Genomic DNA, 15,503 nt, shown 5'->3' on the forward strand with positions numbered 1-15,503 from the left:
GGAGCCCCGCATGGCCCTCAAGATCACCGTGATCGGCACCGGCTACCTCGGTGCCACCCACGCCGCCGCGATGGCGGAGCTGGGTTTCGAGGTGCTGGGCCTGGACGTCGCCCCCGAGAAGATCGAGATGCTGCGGCGGGGCGAGGTCCCGATGTACGAGCCCGGTCTGGAGGAGCTGCTGCGCCGCCACGTCGCCGGGATCGAGGGCTCCAGCGGGCGGCTGCGGTTCACCACCTCCTACGCCGAGGCCGGCGAGTTCGGCGACGTCCACTTCATCTGCGTCAACACTCCCCAGAAGCACGGCGAGTACGCCTGCGACATGTCGTACGTCGACGCCGCATTCGACGCGCTCGCGCCGCATCTGCACCGGGCCGCGCTGGTCGTCGGCAAGTCCACCGTGCCGGTGGGCAGCGCGGCCCGGCTCGCCGAGCGGCTGGCCGCCGCCGCGCCGGCCGGCGCCGACGTCGAGCTGGCCTGGAACCCGGAGTTCCTGCGCGAGGGCTACGCCGTCAAGGACACCCTCCACCCCGACCGGATCGTGGTCGGCACCGCCGGCCCCGAGCACCTGCCCGAGGGCAGCGGCGGGCGGGCCGAGGCGCTGCTGCGCGAGGTCTACGCCACGCCGATCGCCGAGGGCTCACCGTTCGTCGTGATGGACTTCCCCACCGCCGAGCTGGTCAAGACCGCCGCCAACTCCTTCCTGGCCACCAAGATCTCGTTCATCAACGCCATGGCCGAGGTCTGCGAGGCGGCCGGCGGCGACGTGGTCAAGCTCGCCGAGGCGATCGGCTACGACGAGCGGATCGGCAGCAAGTTCCTGCGGGCCGGTATCGGCTTCGGCGGCGGCTGCCTGCCCAAGGACATCCGCGCCTTCATGGCCCGGGCCGGCGAACTGGGCGCCGACCAGGCGCTGACCTTCCTCCGCGAGGTCGACTCGATCAACATGCGGCGCCGCTCCCACATGGTGGAGATGGCCCGCGAGGCGGTCGGCGGCAGCTTCCTCGGCAAGCGGGTCGCGGTCCTCGGCGCCACGTTCAAGCCCGACTCCGACGATGTGCGGGACTCCCCCGCGCTCAACGTCGCGGGGCAGATCCACCTCCAGGGCGGCCAGGTCACCATCTACGACCCCAAGGGCATGGCCAACGCCGAGCGGCTGTTCCCGACGCTGGGCTACGCCGAGAACGCGCGCGAGGCGGTGCGCGGCGCGCATGTCGTACTGCACCTGACCGAGTGGCGGGAGTTCCGCGAGCTGGATCCGGCGGAGCTGGCGGAGGTGGCGGGCGAGCGGAGCGTTCTGGATGGGCGCAATGCGTTGGACGCGGAGCTGTGGCGTAAGGCCGGGTGGGTTTATCGGGCGCTCGGTCGCCCTAATGCCTGATCTCTTGCGCCTTCGGCGCCTGTGCGCGTAGCGGGTCGCCGGCCGCGGTGTCGGCGTTCCCGCCGTGGGGGTGCTGTCTTTCGCGCCTGCGGCGCGGGGTATCCGCTGCGCGGGGCTGGTCGGCCGCGGTGCCGGGGTGGGTAGAAATCCGGTGCGTGGGGGTACGCGTGGGAGGGATGGTGCGGGTGAGCCGACGGAGGTAACGCCATGAGCCTGATCAGCCCGGGAGTCGTCGCGGTGGATTGTTCGGATCCGCGGGGGCTGGCGCAGTTCTATGCGGACGTGCTCGGCTGGGAGGTCGTGGACGACGGGCGGGACGACTGGGTGGAGGTCGCCGGGCCGCGGGGGCGGGCGCTGGCGTTTCAGCTGGTGGAGGACTACCGGCCGCCGCGGTGGCCGGGTCAGGACGTGCCGCAGCAGTTGCATCTGGACTTCGATGTGCGGCCGGAGGACATGGACGAGGCCGAGCGGAAGGTGGTCGCGCTGGGTGCCCGGCTGGTCCAGCACGACGAGGGGAAGCGGGACTTCCGGGTCTATCTGGATCCGGCCGGGCACCCGTTCTGCCTGTGCTTCCCGAAGGAGCGGTGACCTCAGGTCAGGACGGCGTTGGAGGGGGCGCGGCGGGACTGTTCGGCGCGGGCCGCGTCCTCGGCGGCGCGGAGGACCCGGACGGCGTTCTGCCAGGTCAGTTTGGCCAGGTCGGCGGGTGACCACTTGCGGTCGAGGAGTTCGGCGATCAGCGTGGGGTAGCTCGCGACGTCGGCGAGGTCCGCGGGGGTGAAGGCGGTGCCGTCGAAGTCGCCGCCGATGCCGATGTGGTCGATGCCGGCGACCTCGCGCATGTGGTCGAGGTGGTCGGCGACGGTCGCGGCGGTGGCCACCGGGCGCGGGTTGGCGGCCTCGAAGGCGCGCTGGACGGCCATGCCGCGCTCGGTGGTGTCGAGGTGGTGCAGGCCGTGGGCGCGCATGTTCTCGTCGGCGCGCAGGGTCCACTCGACGGCCGCGGGCAGCACGAACTTCGGGACGAAGGTGGCCATGGCGATGCCGCCGTTGGCGGGGAGTTGGGCCAGGACGTCGTCGGGGATGTTGCGCGGGTGGTCGCAGACCGCGCGGGCGGAGGAGTGCGAGAAGATCACCGGGGCGGTGGTGACGCGGAGCGCGTCCCGCATGGTGTCCGGGGAGACGTGCGAGAGGTCGACGAGCATCCCGCAGCGGTTCATCTCGCGGACGACCTCTTCGCCGAACGGCGACAGGCCGTGGTGGCGGGGCTCGTCGGTCGCCGAGTCCGCCCAGTCGTTGTTGTCGTTGTGGGTGAGCGTCATATAGCGGACGCCCAGGGCGTGGAAGGCCCGCAGGGTGGCCAGCGAGTTGTTGATCGAGTGGCCGCCCTCGGCGCCCATGAGGGAGGCGATGCGGCCCTCGGCGCGGGCCGCTTCCATGTCGTCGGCGGTCCTTGCCAGGCGCAGGTCGGACGCGTAGCGGTCGGTCAGCTGGTGGACGGCGTCGATCTGCTCCAGGGTCGCGCTGACGGCGTGGTCGCCGGCGTAGTCGGAGCGGACGTACACCGACCAGAACTGCGCGCCGACGCCGCCGGCCCGCAGCCGGGGCAGGTCGGTGTGGAGGGCGGCGCTCTGGTCGGTGGCCAGGTCGCGGCGGGCGAGGTCGTAGCGGACCTGTTCGCGCAGCGCCCAGGGGAGGTCGTTGTGGCCGTCGACGACGGGCCAGGCGGCGAGGAGTGCGCGGGCGGTGTCCAGGGCGGCGGTCACTTGCCGCCCCCGAAGCCGAAGCCGGCCGTGCCCGCGACCTTGGTGCGCAGCCGCTTGCCCTTCTCGGTGGCCTGGTCGTTCAGCTCCTGCTGGAACTCCCGCATCCGGGCGAGGAGTTCGGGGTCGTGGGCGGCGAGCATCCGGGCGGCGAGCAGGCCGGCGTTGCGGGCGCCGCCGACGGAGACGGTGGCGACGGGCACGCCGGCGGGCATCTGGACGATGGACAGGAGGGAGTCCATGCCGTCGAGGTACTTCAGCGGGACGGGGACGCCGATGACGGGCAGGGGGGTGACGGAGGCGAGCATGCCGGGGAGGTGGGCGGCCCCGCCCGCGCCGGCGATGATCGCCTTCAGGCCGCGGCCGGCCGCCTGCTCGCCGTACGCGATCATCTCGTGCGGCATGCGGTGGGCGGAGACGACATCGACCTCGTAGCCGATCTCGAACTCGTCCAGGGCCTGGGCGGCGGCCTCCATGACCGGCCAGTCCGAGTCGGAGCCCATGACGATGCCGATGAGGGGGGTGGTGCGGGGGGCGGGGCTGGCCGTCATTCGGTGATCGTTCCTCGCAGGTAGCCGGCGGCGTGCGCGGCGCGCTCGCGCACCTCCGCCAGGTCGTCGCCGTAGGTGTTGACGTGCCCGACCTTGCGGCCCGGCTTCACGTCCTTGCCGTACATGTGAATCTTCAACCGCGGGTCGCGTGCCATGCAATGGAGGTACGCGCCGTACATGTCGGGGTAGTCGCCGCCGAGGACGTTGGCCATCACCGTCCAGCGGGCGCGCGGGCGGGGGTCGCCGAGCGGGAGGTCGAGGACGGCGCGGACGTGGTTGGCGAACTGCGAGGTGATCGCGCCGTCCTGGGTCCAGTGCCCGGAGTTGTGCGGGCGCATGGCGAGTTCGTTGATCAGTACGGCGGGGGTGCCGTCGGCGTCGCGGACCTCGAACAGCTCGACGGCGAGGTGGCCGACGACGCCGAGCTCGTCGGCGATGCGCAGGGCGAGCTGCTGGGCGTGGGTGGACAGCTCGTCGGAGATACCGGGGGCCGGGGCGATCACGGTGTCGCAGACGCCGTCGACCTGGATGGACTCCACGACGGGGTAGGCGACGGCCTGGCCGTGCGGGGAGCGGACGACGTTGGCGGCCAGCTCGCGGACGAAGGGGACCTTCTCCTCGGCCAGGACGGGCACGCCGGCGCGGAACGGCTCGGCCGCCTCCTCGGAGGATCGTACGAGCCAGACGCCCTTGCCGTCGTAGCCGCCTCGGACGGTCTTGAGGATCACCGGGAAGCCGTCGCCCTCGGCCGCGAAGCGCGCGACGTCCTCGGGGTCGGCGACGATGCGGTGGCGGGGGCAGGGGGCGCCGATGGCGGACAGCTTGGCCCGCATGACGCCCTTGTCCTGGGCGTGCCGCAGGGCCTCCGGGCCGGGGCGGATGACGATGCCGTCGGCCTCCAGCGCGCGCAGGTGCTCGGTCGGCACGTGCTCGTGGTCGAAGGTGAGGACATCGCAGCCGCGGGCGAAGGCGCGCAGGGTCTCCAGGTCGCGGTAGTCGCCGATGACGACGTCGCTGACCACCTGGGCCGCCGAGTCCTGCGGGGTGTCGCTGAGGAGCTTGAACTTGATGCCGAGGGGGATACCCGCCTCGTGGGTCATACGGGCGAGCTGACCGCCGCCGACCATGCCGACTACCGGGAACGTCACGCCCCCAGGGTAGCCGCCCGGTGGTGGTGCGCCCGACCCCGGGTTGGAGGTTCCTCCGAGCGCAGGCGTTCGGGGAATTCCTTCGAAGGTCCAGATCCGCGGTGGGTTCCGGACCGGCCGGTACGTCCTCCGGCCGGGTCCGGCGATGAGGGGGAGGCCGCATGGAGAGCGGCGATATAGCCAGGCGTTCCCGGGCGCTGGTGACCGCGGTCGCCGTCACCGCCCTGCTGATCGCCCTGTACACGGTGGTCAGCCGGCTGTCCGGGCCGGAGGTCTACGGGCCGGACGACAGCGAGATCGCGGTCGCGGCCGGCGGCCGCTTCACCGTCGAGGTGCCCGACGACCCCGGCGGCGGCTTCCACTGGATCGTCGCCGCGCCCCGGCCGGATCCGGCCGTTCTGCGCCCGGCCGGCGAGCGGGTCCCGGACGGCGGCGGCACCCGGTGGCTGGACTTCCGGGCCGTCCGCCCCGGCCGCACCGACCTGCGGCTGCTGCGCTGCCACCGGTGCGCGACCGGGGCCGCCTACGAGCCGGGCGCGCGGGCCCTCAACTTCCGTGTCACGGTGGGATGACCGGGGCCCGGCCGGCCGCCCGCCGGCGGTGGCGCGGGGCAGCCGCCCGCGCACCGCCCCCTGTGAGGGCCGTGGTTAGCATGGGGGCCCACCGGGCCGCCGGCCCGGCCCACCGCCCACGACGGGGAGCTGAACGATCACATGAGTGAACGGAGCGCGCTGCGGTCGCGGCTGGAGGCGCTCACCCGGGAGATCGTGAAGTTCGGCGCCGTCGGCGGCGCCGGGGTCGTGGTGAACTTCGCGGTCTTCAACCTCGTCCGGCACCTGACCGAGCTGCCCGTCGTCCGGGCCAGCGTCGTGGCGACGGTGGTGGCCACCGGCACCAACTACGTCGGCTACCGCTACTTCGCGTACCGGGACCGCGACAAGCGCGGCCGCACCCGGGAGCTGACCCTCTTCCTGCTGTTCAGCGTGGTCGGCCTGGTCATCGAGAACGGCATCCTCTACGCGGCGACGTACGGCTTCGGCTGGGACACCCCGCTGCAGAGCAATGTGTTCAAGTTCCTCGGCATCGGCCTCGCCACCCTCTTCCGCTTCTGGTCGTACCGCACCTGGGTCTTCCGGGCGCTGCCGGCCCGGGAGGCGGTGGAGACGGCGGAGGCGTTCCTGGCGGACGGGTCGCGGCTGCCGAGCGGCGCCGGCCGGAAGTAGCGGCCGGCCCCCCTGTCACTCCTCGGCCTGCTCGCCCTCCCGCGCCAGGAACAGCGCGAAGACCGGCGGGTGCTGCTGGAGCAGCTCCAGGCGGCCGCCGTCCGCCTCGGCGAGGTCGCGGGCGACGGCGAGGCCGAGGCCGGTGGAGTTCCGGCCGGAGACGGTCCGCTCGAAGACCCGGGAGCCGAGGTCCGGCGGGACGCCGGGGCCGGCGTCGGTGACCTCCACGACGGCCTGATTGCCGGTGACGCGGGTGCGCAGCGCGACCGTCCCGGCACCGTGCATGAGGGAGTTCTCGATCAGGGTGGCCAGCACCTGGGCGACCGCGCCGGGGGTGCCGACGGCCCGCAGGCCCTTCTTGCCGGAGCGGACGATGGCCCGCCCGGCGCTGCGGTAGGCCGGCCGCCACTCCTCGATCTGCTGCTTGACGACCTCGTCGAGGTCGAAGGCGACCGCCGAGCCGGTGCGCGGGTCCCGGGAATTCGTGAGCAGCCGCTGCACCACGTCCGTCAGCCGCTCCACCTGGGCCAGCGCGATGGTGGCCTCTTCCTTCACGGTGTCCGGGTCGTCGGTGAGGGTGATCTCCTCCAGGCGCATGGACAGCGCGGTCAGCGGGGTGCGGAGCTGGTGGGAGGCGTCGGCGGCGAGGCGGCGCTCGGCGGTGAGCATCCGGGCGATCCGCTCGGCGCTGGCGTCGAGGACGTCGGCGACGCGGTCCAGCTCCTGGACGCCGTAGCGGCGGTGGCGGGGGCGGGGGTCGCCGGAGCCGAGCCGTTCGGCGGTCTCGGCGAGGTCGGTGAGCGGGGCGGTCAGGCGGCGGGCCTGCCGGATGGCGAGGACCACGGCCGCCAGGATGGCCAGCAGGGCGACGGCCAGGATGACCAGGAGGGTGCGGCCGATCTCGGCGCTGACCGTGGAGCGGGACTCCTGGACGGTGACCGCCTCGCCGCGGTCCCCGTGCACCGTGGACTCGATCACGTCGCCGGCCGGGCGCCGGCCGATCTCGATACGGGGCTTGCCGGGGACCTTGATCACGGCGTAGCGGTGGGCGGTGATCTGCTCGGAGAGGACCTCCGGGGTGATCTTCTCGCCGCTGCCCAGCCGGCTCTCGACTATCCCGACCAGCCGGACCGCCTCGGACGCCACGCTCTCCTGCGCGCCGGCCTGGATCGTACGGGTCTCGACGATCACCAGGGAGACACCGAAGACGGCGATGACGACGAGCACCACGGCGAGCGTGGAGTTGATCAGGCGGCGGCGCACGGGCCGCTAGCTCTTCTCGAAGCGGAAGCCGACGCCGCGGACGGTGGCGATGTAGCGGGGGTTGGCGGCGTCGTCCCCGAGCTTCTTGCGCAGCCACGAGATGTGCATGTCCAGGGTCTTGGTGGACGACCACCAGGTGGTGTCCCAGACCTCGCGCATCAGCTGGTCGCGGGTGACGACCCGGCCGGCGTCCCGCACCAGGACCCGCAGCAGGTCGAACTCCTTGGCGGTGAGCTGGAGTTCCTCGTCGCCCATCCAGGCGCGGTGCGATTCGACGTCGATCCGGACGCCGTGCGTGGCGGGCGGCTGCTGGGGCTCGGCGGTGGAGCCGCGGCGCAGCAGGGCCCGGACCCGGGCGAGCAGCTCGGCGAGGCGGAAGGGCTTGGTGACGTAGTCGTCGGCGCCGGCGTCGAGGCCCACGACGGTGTCCACCTCGTCGGCGCGGGCGGTCAGCACCAGGATGGGGAAGGAGTGGCCTTCGTTGCGCAGCCGGCGGCAGACCTCCAGTCCGTCCATACCGGGCAGCCCCAGATCCAGCACCACGAGGTCGATATTGCCCTGGATACCGGCGTCGAGCGCCGTCGGGCCGTCCTCACGCACCTCGACGTCGTAACCCTCGCGGCGCAGGGCGCGGGCGAGCGGCTCCGAGATGGACGCGTCATCCTCGGCGAGCAGTACACGGGTCATGGGCCGATGGTAGTCCGATGTACCGACAGCGAGGGGCGGACCAGCACGGATGGGCGACAGCGGGCCGATTCGCGCGCCGGGCTCGCACGCCCGGGGCGCGGGCGCACGGGTGCGGACGTGGTCGCAAAGAGCGGACCGGATGGTTCCGCAAGTGAGTGTGAGCGTTCTCTCACCACTCCCAACGGCGCGCCGACCGGACGTATGGTGGCCGGAACGTCCAACGCACAACCAATGGGACCCATGGCGCGGAACCGCTGTCATGGCCCTTGTTGTGTGCGGGGCCGGTACCCCCGGTCCCTTGCACAGTGAAAGACCTGTCGACCGGGTCCGCCGGCCGCGCCGTCGCGGCACGGGGGCGTGGATCCCGGTGTACGGCCTCCCGTCGGCCTCCCTGTGTGGGGGCCGAACCTCCCGGACGTGAGGGCGGGCAGGGCGGCGCCGGTGCCGGTCATCCCCCACCCGGGCGCTTACCGAGTCCCTCGGACGCGTCCCGAGAAGCAAGGAACCACCATGGCGTCCAGCCTGACGAAGGACGCGGCCCAGCAGGGAACCCCTGTCAACGGCGGCAAGACCTTCTTCGGCCACCCCCGCGGCCTGGCCACTCTCTTCATGACCGAGATGTGGGAGCGCTTCAGCTTCTACGGCATGCGCGCCCTGCTCGTCCTGTACCTGATCTCCGGTGGTCCGGACGCCAAGATCGGCTCGCAGGGCGGCGGTCTGGCCATGACGGCGGCGTCCGCCACGGCGATCTACGCCGTCTACATGGCCCTGGTGTACCTGCTCGCCATGCCCGGCGGCTGGTTCGGCGACCGGGTCTGGGGCCCGCGCAAGACGGTGATCGTCGGCTCGTGCGTGGTCATCGCCGGCCACATCGTGCTGGCCGTCCCCGGCCAGACGTTCTTCATCGGCCTGGCGATGGTGGCGTGCGGCTCCGGCCTGCTGAAGTCCAACATCTCCACGATGGTGGGCCACCTCTACGACGGCCCGCAGGACCCGCGCCGGGACGGCGGTTTCACCGTCTTCTACATGAGCATCAACCTCGGCTCGATGGCCGCGCCGATCATCGTCGGCGGCATCGGCCAGGGCCTCAACTGGCACCTGGGCTTCGCGACGGCGGCGCTGGGCATGGCGCTGGGCCTGATCCAGTTCCTGGTCGGCACCCGGAACCTCAACCCCAAGAGCAGCCAGGTCCCGACCCCGCTGCCCGCCGAGGAGCGCGCCGGCTGGCTGCGCAAGGGCCTGATCTGGGCCGTCGTCGCCGCGGTCTTCTACGGCATCGTGGTGGGCACCGGCCACTTCACCCTCAACTGGGCGCTGGTCCCGCTGGCCGTCATCGGCATCTGCGTGCCGTGCTTCGTACTGCTGCGCATCAAGCGGGACAAGGAGCTGTCCTCGGCCGAGCAGGCCAAGGTGAGCGGCTACCTGTGGTTCTTCGTCGCCGCCGCGGTCTTCTGGATGATCTTCGACCAGGCCGGTTCGACGCTGAGCGTGTTCGCCGAGAAGAACACCGCCGAGTCGGTCTTCGGCCTGGGCTTCCCGTCCTCGTGGATGCAGTCGGTCAACCCGGTGTGGGTGCTGGCGCTGGCCCCGGTCTTCGCGTCGATGTGGCTGGCGCTGGCCCGCCGCAACCGCGAGCCCAGCACGCCGGTGAAGTTCGCCATGGCGATGGTGCTGATCGGCGCCTCGTACTTCTTCTTCCTGGTGCCGATCGCGATGTCCTCGGACGGCTCCAAGGTCAGCCCGATGTGGCTGATCACCGTCTACGGCCTGCAGACGATGGGCGAGCTGTGCCTGTCCCCGGTCGGCCTGTCGGTGACCACCAAGCTGGCGCCGCAGAAGTACGCCAGCCAGATGATGGGCGTCTGGTTCCTCGCCGTCACCGCGGGCGACAGCGTCATCTCCCTGGTGTCCATCTCCGGCGCGGACCTCAGCGGTACGGGGGTGCTGGTCACCGAGGCGGTCCTCGCCGCCCTGGCCGGTGTCGCGGTCTTCCTGTACCGGAAGAAGATCAGTCCGCTGATGGGCGACGTGCACTAGGTCCGGCACCGGTCCTGGCATCTGCCCTGGGGCCCGGCGCGCTGTTGGCGCGCCGGGCCCTGTCGGCTTTTCCGGGGCTTTCGTACGGTGCCGGGGCTTTCCGTACGGTGCCGGGCCGGGCCGGGGTCAGCGGCGGAGGCGGCGCGGGGTGAAGGTGAGGAGCGCGCCGCCGAGCAGGGCGACGGTGCCGGCCAGGACGGCGAGGGCGGTCAGCGTGCCGTGGTCGGCGGCGCCGGTCGCGGCCAGGCCGCCGGAGGTGTTGCCGCCGCTGCCGGACGTTCCGGAGGTGCCCGAGGTGCTGGTGGAGCCCGTGGTGCCGGAGGTGCCCGACGTGCCGCCCGTGGTGCCGCCGCCGGACGACGAACCGCCCGTGGTGCCGCCGGGCTGGGCCGCGGTGTCCAGGGTGAGCGAGGCACCGGGGTCCTTCTCCGGGGTGCAGGTGGTGGTCGTACCGAGCGCGTTGACGGTGAGCACGCCCGGGGTGAGGGTGGCCCGGCCGGTGGCACCGGGGCGGTAGGTGCCCTTGAGGTCCGGGATCTCGATCGGCTGGCCGGACTTGATGGGCTGGTCGTTGGCGGGTCCCTCGACCCGCACCGCGCCCTTGTCGGCGCCGCCCACCTTCACGTCCATCGACGGTTTCACCGAGCCCTTGGGGATGTCCGCCGGGCTGTCCATCACCGACTTGGCGAAGTGCACCGTCAGGTCGTAACCGCCGCCCTTCTTCACCCCGTTGATCTGCACCGGCGAGGTGGCCTTCTTGTCCCCGATGGGCGTCTTGCAGGCGTACGGGACCTCCACCTCCTTGCCCTTGTAGGCGGTGCCGTCGGGGTCGCCCCCGGAGCCGCCGGTGGTCGTCCCGCCCTGGGTACCGGCGGTGGTGCCGGACGTTCCTCCGGACGTCCCTCCGGACGTGCTGCTGCCGCCGCTGGTCGTACCGCCGGACGTACTGGAACCGCCCGAGGTCGTACCGCCGGTGCCCGGGTCGCCCCCGGTGGAGCCGCCGCCGTCCGTCACCTTGATGGTGACCGCCGGGGGCACCGTCTCCTTGGGGGTGCACTTGGTGTCCGTGGAGATCGGCTTGCTGACGTTGATGGTGTACGCCCCGGGGGTCAGGGTGACCTCCCCGGGGGCGGTGAGCTTCAGCGTGCCCTTCATGGCGGACAGCTTCATGGGGCTGTTCTTCGGGATCGGCGGGTTCTGGCGCGGGCCCTGCACCGTGAGGTCCCCGCTCTGCGCCCCGCCGACCTTGAGCGTGCCGGTCGGCTGGACGGTGTCCTGGGCCAGGTCCAGGATGCCCGGGTTCGGCGAGGCCGCCTGGAGGGTCGTCACGACGACCTGGACCGCGTCGCCGACCTTGGCGGTGGCGGGCGCGGTCACCTCCACCTTGGTGGTGCCCTCGACGGGCGGCAGCCCCGAGATCGGCGGCGGCTGGCACTCCGTCCGGTACGCCACCGCGGCGGCCTGGGCGCTACCGGCGGCGGTGAGTACGCCCGCCCCGGCGAGGGCCAGCGCGGCCGCCGCGGCCACGCCCGTTCTGCTGCGCCGCCCGGCCGGCCTGGGCGGCCCGATCGGCCTTGTCGGCCTCATCAACGTCATCACGCGGAACCTTTCGACGGGGGTCGTGGGGTTGCTGTGGTGGACGGTGCGGTGTCCGGGGTGAACCACGGCAGGCCGGCGGCGCCCGGGGGCGGCCCGCCGGCGGGGGCGTGGTCGGGGTGGGGGTCGGTGGCCTGGAGGTCGGTGGCCTCGGTATCGGTGGCCTGACCGGTGGCCAGGGGGTCGGTGGCGTGGCCGGTGGCCAGGGGGTCGGTGGCGTGGCCGGTGGCCAGGGGGATGGTGGCGTGGCCGGTGGCCAGGGGGTCGGTGGTGTCGGCGGGACGGCGCCATAGGGGGCGCCGGACGCGCGTGGCGGTACCGGGGCGCGGGGCGGTACCGGGGCGCGGGGCGGTCTCCGGGTGCGCGGGGGCGCCGGAGCGCCGGGCCCCGGCTCGTACGGGCGCGGGGCGGTGCGGCCGCACCCGGTCGACGACCGCTATGCCGATCCGGAAGACCGCCGCCGGGACGACCACGCACAGCAGCACCCAGAACAGCGTCACGCCCCACGGCCGGCCCACCCGCCACGGCTGCTCGACCAGCAGCCGGCCGCCGTACCGCAGCGAGACCACGTAGTCGCCGTGCGCGCCGGCGGCCAGCTCCACCGGGAGCCGGACCTCGGCCCGTCGCCCGGCGGGGACGGTGCCGCGCCACCGCTGGTCCTCCCACTTCGGCGGGTAGACGCCGTGCCCGGTGCCGACCTGGAAGACCGGGTCGCGGGCCGGCGCGGAGCCGAGGTTGCCGACCGTGACGACCAGCTCGCGCTGCGGCGGGGCGCCGAACCACGTGAGCAGCCCGCTGCTGCCGGTCAGCCGGGGCCGGTCCAGTACGGCCAGCCGGCCGCCGCTGACGTCCTGGGGCAGCGGCGCCACCGGGTGCCCGGCCACCTTGAACGCGGCGTCCGCGGCGGCCGCCGGGCCGGTCACCGCCGCCACGTGCACGACGCAGGGGCAGGGCTTGGGCGGTTCGGCGACCGGGAGGACCCGGCGGAAGGCGCCGCGATCGTCGGTGGTGACGGTCCGGCCGTCGCCGTTGGCGCAGGAGTTGGTGCCGCCGATCATGTTCTGCCCGCAGATCAGCAGCGTGAGCAGGGTGTGCGGGCGCCAGCCGCGCCCGGTGACGGTGACGCTCCCGCCTGCCCCGGCCTCCTTCTCGGAAACGGCCACGGACGGCGCCCCGCCGTCCTCCGCGGCCCGGGCCTGCGCCGCTTGGGCCGCCGCCACGGGCACTACGGGCCCGACGGTCAGCAGGGCCAGCACGAGCGACCCGAGCAACGCCATGAGCCCCACCGCACCGCCGCGCCCCATAGGCCCGGTCCCACCGGTCCCACCCATCCCACCCATCCCGCCGTTCACCCGCGCACCCCTGATCCCGTCCTCGTCCTCGGTTCCGTCTGCGGTTCGGCCTGCGGTTCCGTCCGCGGTTCGGTCCTCGTGGCGCCGCCCATATGCCGCGTACGTCCCGTACGCCGCGTACGTCGTGCAAGCCCCACGCGCCGTCTCCGCAGCACCGCCCAGCCGCCGCCCCCGCCCGCCGCCGCGGCGAGCAGGGCGCCCCCGGAGGCCCAGGGGACGGCCGTGTAGCGGGTGGTGGCGGTGTCGCGGGCGCCGTCCTCGGCGGTGGCGGTGAGGGTGACCCGCACCGCGTCCAGGGCGGGCGGATCGGGCCAGGTCTCGGTGCGTTCGGCGCGGCCGCCGGGCGGCAGGGCGGCCGGCAGGGCGCGGGCGGGCCGGCGCAGCAGCGGGCCGAAGAGGCCGTCCGCGCGGACCGCCAGCCGGGGGCGGAGCGCGGTGGTCCCGCGGTTGACGAGGGTGTAGCGGATCTCGGCGTTGCCGCCGGCCCGGCGCACCGCCAGGTGCTCGACGGTCAGCGCGGCGAGCGCGGCCCCGGTGACCCGCAGCCGCACCGGAATCCGGGCCCGCGCACCGGACCCGCTCCCGGTGACGGTGAGGGTGCCGGTACGGCTCCCGGGGGCGGCGTCGCGCGGCACCGTCACGGTGAACGGGACCCGCGCCCGGGTCCGCGCCGGAACGGTCACCTCCGCCGTGCCGAAGGCCAGCCACGCCCCCGTACCGCCGTCTCCGGAAGGCCGTACCGTGACCGGCCGCCCCGTAGGGTTGCGCACCTCCAGCCGGTCCGTGAGGACCGTGCCGGGCGCGCCCTCCAGGTAGAACGCCGCCCGGTCGGGCCCGTCCGGAACCGCCGACCAGCCCGCCGCGCGCCCGTCCGCCACCGGCCGGACCGCAGCCGCCACCGGCCGCACCGGACCAGCGACCGCCACCGGACTCACCCGATCCGCGACCGCCACCGGGCTCACCGGACGAGCGTCCGCCACCGGACTCCCCCCTCCCCCGGCCGCCACGAAGGCCGCCACGAAGAGCCCCGCGACGGCCGCCACCCAGGGACGGAACGGCATCGCCGCCTCCTCCCCGTACGCGTCAGGCCCGCTGCTGACGGCGGGTCAGCCAGAGCACACCGGCCGCGCCCGCCAGCAGGACCGTGCCGCCGAGGGTGCCCAGGGCGAGGGCGGAGTCCGCCGGTCCGGTCTGCGGCAGCTGCCCGCCGCCGGACCCGCCGGCCGCCCCCGAGGCGCCGCCGCTCCCGCCGCTCGCGCCCCCGCCGCCCTTGACGTCCAGCGTCAGCGACGGCTTGGGGTGGTTGGCCGGGGTGCAGGTCGTGGTGGTGCCCAGCGCCTTGATGGTGAGCGTGGACGCCGTGAGGGTGACCTTGCCGCTCGCCTTCGGGGTGTACGTACCGCTCAAGTCGCTGATCTTGATAGGGGTGTTGGCCGGTATCGCCTGGTCGTTGGGCGGGCCGGTGACCGCCACCGTGCCGCTCTCGGCGCCGCCCAGCTGGATCAGCGCGCTGGGGTTCATCGCGCCCTTGCCCAGTTCGACGGGGCTGGACGAGACGCCCTTCTGGAAGGACATCACCAGCTTGTACGAACCGCCGCTGGGCGTCCCCTTGATGTCGATGGGCGAGACCGCCCCCTTGTTGCCGATCGGCGTCTTGCACTGGTAGTTGACGTCGACGACCTCGGCGTACGCGGCGGGCGCGGTGAACAGCACCGCCGTCCCGGCCGCCGTCGCCGCGGCCGCGGCCAGCCCGGCCGCCCGCCGCGGCCGCCTGCCGTGCTGTGCGTGGAAGCGGGCCACCTCGACTTCCCCTCTCCGGTCGGCGCGCCGCCGAAGGTTACTGACGGCACATCAGATTGGGCGTCAAGGTACGCCCGGGAGGGTGCCGAGGGAAGGCACAGGGCGGCCCCGATACGGGACGGGGCCCATATACGACACGGCGCGGGCCCCGGGGCCCGCGCGCGCAACGGTCTCGTGCCCGCCGCCCCTTCAGGACGGCGCGGCCAGCTCCGCCCAGACGGTCTTGCCGGCGCCGTCGGCGTTGCGCACCACGCCCCAGTCCAGGCAGAGCCGCTGCACGATGAACATGCCGTGGCCGCCGGGGCGCCCGGGGCGGTGCGGGCTGCGCGGCGCCGGGGAGCCCGCGCCCAGGTCGCTGACCTCCAGGCGGAGCACCTTGGCCACACGGCGCAGCCGGAGCTCCTCGGGGCCCTCGGCGTGCAGGCAGGCGTTGGTGACCAGCTCGGAGACGACGAGCAGCACGTCCTCGGCCGCGGCCCGCTGGTCGGCGGTGGCCGCCGGCAGCCAGCCCCAGTCCTGGAGCGCCTCGCGGGCGAAGTCCCGGGCCCGGGCGACGGTGCCCCGGGTCCCCGCCAGGCGCAGCCGGCGGATCTGACCTGCCGGTACGGCGGCGGAAGCACCGGCGCCGACCGGCTCCGGGCCGAGATCGCCCGGCGGGTACGGCCGGGTGGTGCTCATCAGCGCTTCACCTCACCGATTCGCCTG

Annotated in this window: 15 protein-coding genes; 5 read left to right on the forward strand and 10 right to left on the reverse strand. The window is 73.7% G+C overall.

Annotation, left to right across the window (positions count from 1 at the left end; genetic code table 11):
• Positions 1-10 precede the first annotated feature (10 nt).
• Together ADL22_RS13940 and ADL22_RS13945 are read left to right on the forward strand one after the other, a co-directional pair.
• Complete coding sequence (locus tag ADL22_RS13940) at positions 11-1,378, forward strand: UDP-glucose dehydrogenase family protein (protein ID WP_066978002.1); 1,368 nt, start codon at positions 11-13, stop codon at positions 1,376-1,378.
• A gap of 207 nt (positions 1,379-1,585) precedes the next feature.
• Entirely contained in the window at positions 1,586-1,966 is a 381-nt protein-coding gene (locus tag ADL22_RS13945) for a VOC family protein (RefSeq protein WP_066978005.1), read from the forward strand.
• A 2-nt stretch (positions 1,967-1,968) separates the two neighbouring features.
• Here ADL22_RS13945 and ADL22_RS13950 read toward each other — a convergent pair whose 3' ends face one another.
• Genes ADL22_RS13950 through ADL22_RS13960 form a run of 3 tightly spaced genes read right to left on the reverse strand, consistent with a single transcriptional unit; the run spans position 1,969 to position 4,840 of the window.
• Positions 1,969-3,144 (reverse strand): dipeptidase, encoded by a 1,176-nt coding sequence (locus ADL22_RS13950; RefSeq protein WP_066978007.1) that lies wholly within the window; start codon positions 3,142-3,144, stop codon positions 1,969-1,971.
• On the reverse strand, positions 3,141-3,692 hold the full coding sequence (gene purE, locus ADL22_RS13955) for a 5-(carboxyamino)imidazole ribonucleotide mutase (protein ID WP_066978010.1): 552 nt from the start codon (positions 3,690-3,692) through the stop codon (positions 3,141-3,143). Before purE ends, ADL22_RS13950 begins: the two co-directional genes overlap by 4 nt.
• The gene (locus ADL22_RS13960; protein WP_234430691.1) at positions 3,689-4,840 is read right to left on the reverse strand and encodes a 5-(carboxyamino)imidazole ribonucleotide synthase; all 1,152 of its coding nucleotides are present in this window, start codon (positions 4,838-4,840) and stop codon (positions 3,689-3,691) included. Before ADL22_RS13960 ends, purE begins: the two co-directional genes overlap by 4 nt.
• Before the next feature lie 161 nt (positions 4,841-5,001).
• On the opposite strand from ADL22_RS13960, the gene ADL22_RS13965 reads away from it, so the two are divergent.
• Positions 5,002-5,412: a protease inhibitor I42 family protein gene (locus ADL22_RS13965; protein WP_079064108.1), complete on the forward strand. Its 411-nt coding sequence runs from the start codon at positions 5,002-5,004 to the stop codon at positions 5,410-5,412.
• Positions 5,413-5,553: 141 nt separating this feature from the next.
• Complete coding sequence (locus tag ADL22_RS13970) at positions 5,554-6,063, forward strand: GtrA family protein (RefSeq protein ID WP_066978020.1); 510 nt, start codon at positions 5,554-5,556, stop codon at positions 6,061-6,063.
• Positions 6,064-6,078: 15 nt separating this feature from the next.
• Here the strand turns inward: ADL22_RS13970 and ADL22_RS13975 are convergent, their stop codons facing one another.
• Together ADL22_RS13975 and ADL22_RS13980 are read right to left on the reverse strand one after the other, a co-directional pair.
• Complete coding sequence (locus ADL22_RS13975) at positions 6,079-7,326, reverse strand: ATP-binding protein (RefSeq protein WP_066978024.1); 1,248 nt, start codon at positions 7,324-7,326, stop codon at positions 6,079-6,081.
• Between the two features lie 6 nt (positions 7,327-7,332).
• Complete coding sequence (locus tag ADL22_RS13980) at positions 7,333-8,013, reverse strand: response regulator transcription factor (protein ID WP_066978027.1); 681 nt, start codon at positions 8,011-8,013, stop codon at positions 7,333-7,335.
• A 510-nt stretch (positions 8,014-8,523) separates the two neighbouring features.
• On the opposite strand from ADL22_RS13980, the gene ADL22_RS13985 reads away from it, so the two are divergent.
• Complete coding sequence (locus ADL22_RS13985; RefSeq protein WP_066978030.1) at positions 8,524-10,050, forward strand: peptide MFS transporter; 1,527 nt, start codon at positions 8,524-8,526, stop codon at positions 10,048-10,050.
• A gap of 126 nt (positions 10,051-10,176) precedes the next feature.
• Here ADL22_RS13985 and ADL22_RS13990 read toward each other — a convergent pair whose 3' ends face one another.
• The 5 genes from ADL22_RS13990 to ADL22_RS14010 form a co-directional block, all read right to left on the reverse strand.
• The gene (locus ADL22_RS13990) at positions 10,177-11,646 is read right to left on the reverse strand and encodes a hypothetical protein (protein ID WP_066978031.1); all 1,470 of its coding nucleotides are present in this window, start codon (positions 11,644-11,646) and stop codon (positions 10,177-10,179) included.
• Entirely contained in the window at positions 11,646-12,923 is a 1,278-nt protein-coding gene (locus tag ADL22_RS13995) for a hypothetical protein (RefSeq protein ID WP_066978034.1), read from the reverse strand. The genes ADL22_RS13990 and ADL22_RS13995 overlap by 1 nt, the downstream gene beginning before the upstream one ends.
• A gap of 71 nt (positions 12,924-12,994) precedes the next feature.
• Complete coding sequence (locus ADL22_RS14000; RefSeq protein WP_066978037.1) at positions 12,995-14,059, reverse strand: hypothetical protein; 1,065 nt, start codon at positions 14,057-14,059, stop codon at positions 12,995-12,997.
• Between the two features lie 22 nt (positions 14,060-14,081).
• Positions 14,082-14,798: an LPXTG cell wall anchor domain-containing protein gene (locus ADL22_RS14005; RefSeq protein ID WP_066978040.1), complete on the reverse strand. Its 717-nt coding sequence runs from the start codon at positions 14,796-14,798 to the stop codon at positions 14,082-14,084.
• Positions 14,799-14,987: 189 nt separating this feature from the next.
• Positions 14,988-15,476, reverse strand: coding sequence for an ATP-binding protein (locus tag ADL22_RS14010; protein ID WP_066978044.1), 489 nt, complete (start codon positions 15,474-15,476; stop codon positions 14,988-14,990).
• Between the last annotated feature and the right edge of the window lie 27 nt (positions 15,477-15,503).

Source organism: Streptomyces sp. NRRL F-4489, assembly GCF_001509485.1.
Taxonomy (GTDB): Bacteria; Actinomycetota; Actinomycetes; order Streptomycetales; family Streptomycetaceae; genus Streptomyces.

Bases quoted from the DNA above. Each gene is read 5' to 3' on its own strand.
- ADL22_RS13940 (WP_066978002.1), top strand. From the start codon at position 11: ATGGCCCTCAAGATCACCGTGATCGGCACCGGCTACCTCGGTGCCACC.
- ADL22_RS13945 (WP_066978005.1), top strand. From the start codon at position 1,586: ATGAGCCTGATCAGCCCGGGAGTCGTCGCGGTGGATTGTTCGGATCCG.
- purE (WP_066978010.1), bottom strand. From the start codon at position 3,692: ATGACGGCCAGCCCCGCCCCCCGCACCACCCCCCTCATCGGCATCGTC.
- ADL22_RS13965 (WP_079064108.1), top strand. From the start codon at position 5,002: ATGGAGAGCGGCGATATAGCCAGGCGTTCCCGGGCGCTGGTGACCGCG.
- ADL22_RS13970 (WP_066978020.1), top strand. From the start codon at position 5,554: ATGAGTGAACGGAGCGCGCTGCGGTCGCGGCTGGAGGCGCTCACCCGG.
- ADL22_RS13980 (WP_066978027.1), bottom strand. From the start codon at position 8,013: ATGACCCGTGTACTGCTCGCCGAGGATGACGCGTCCATCTCGGAGCCG.
- ADL22_RS13985 (WP_066978030.1), top strand. From the start codon at position 8,524: ATGGCGTCCAGCCTGACGAAGGACGCGGCCCAGCAGGGAACCCCTGTC.
- ADL22_RS13990 (WP_066978031.1), bottom strand. From the start codon at position 11,646: ATGACGTTGATGAGGCCGACAAGGCCGATCGGGCCGCCCAGGCCGGCC.
- ADL22_RS13995 (WP_066978034.1), bottom strand. From the start codon at position 12,923: ATGGCGTTGCTCGGGTCGCTCGTGCTGGCCCTGCTGACCGTCGGGCCC.
- ADL22_RS14000 (WP_066978037.1), bottom strand. From the start codon at position 14,059: ATGCCGTTCCGTCCCTGGGTGGCGGCCGTCGCGGGGCTCTTCGTGGCG.
- ADL22_RS14010 (WP_066978044.1), bottom strand. From the start codon at position 15,476: ATGAGCACCACCCGGCCGTACCCGCCGGGCGATCTCGGCCCGGAGCCG.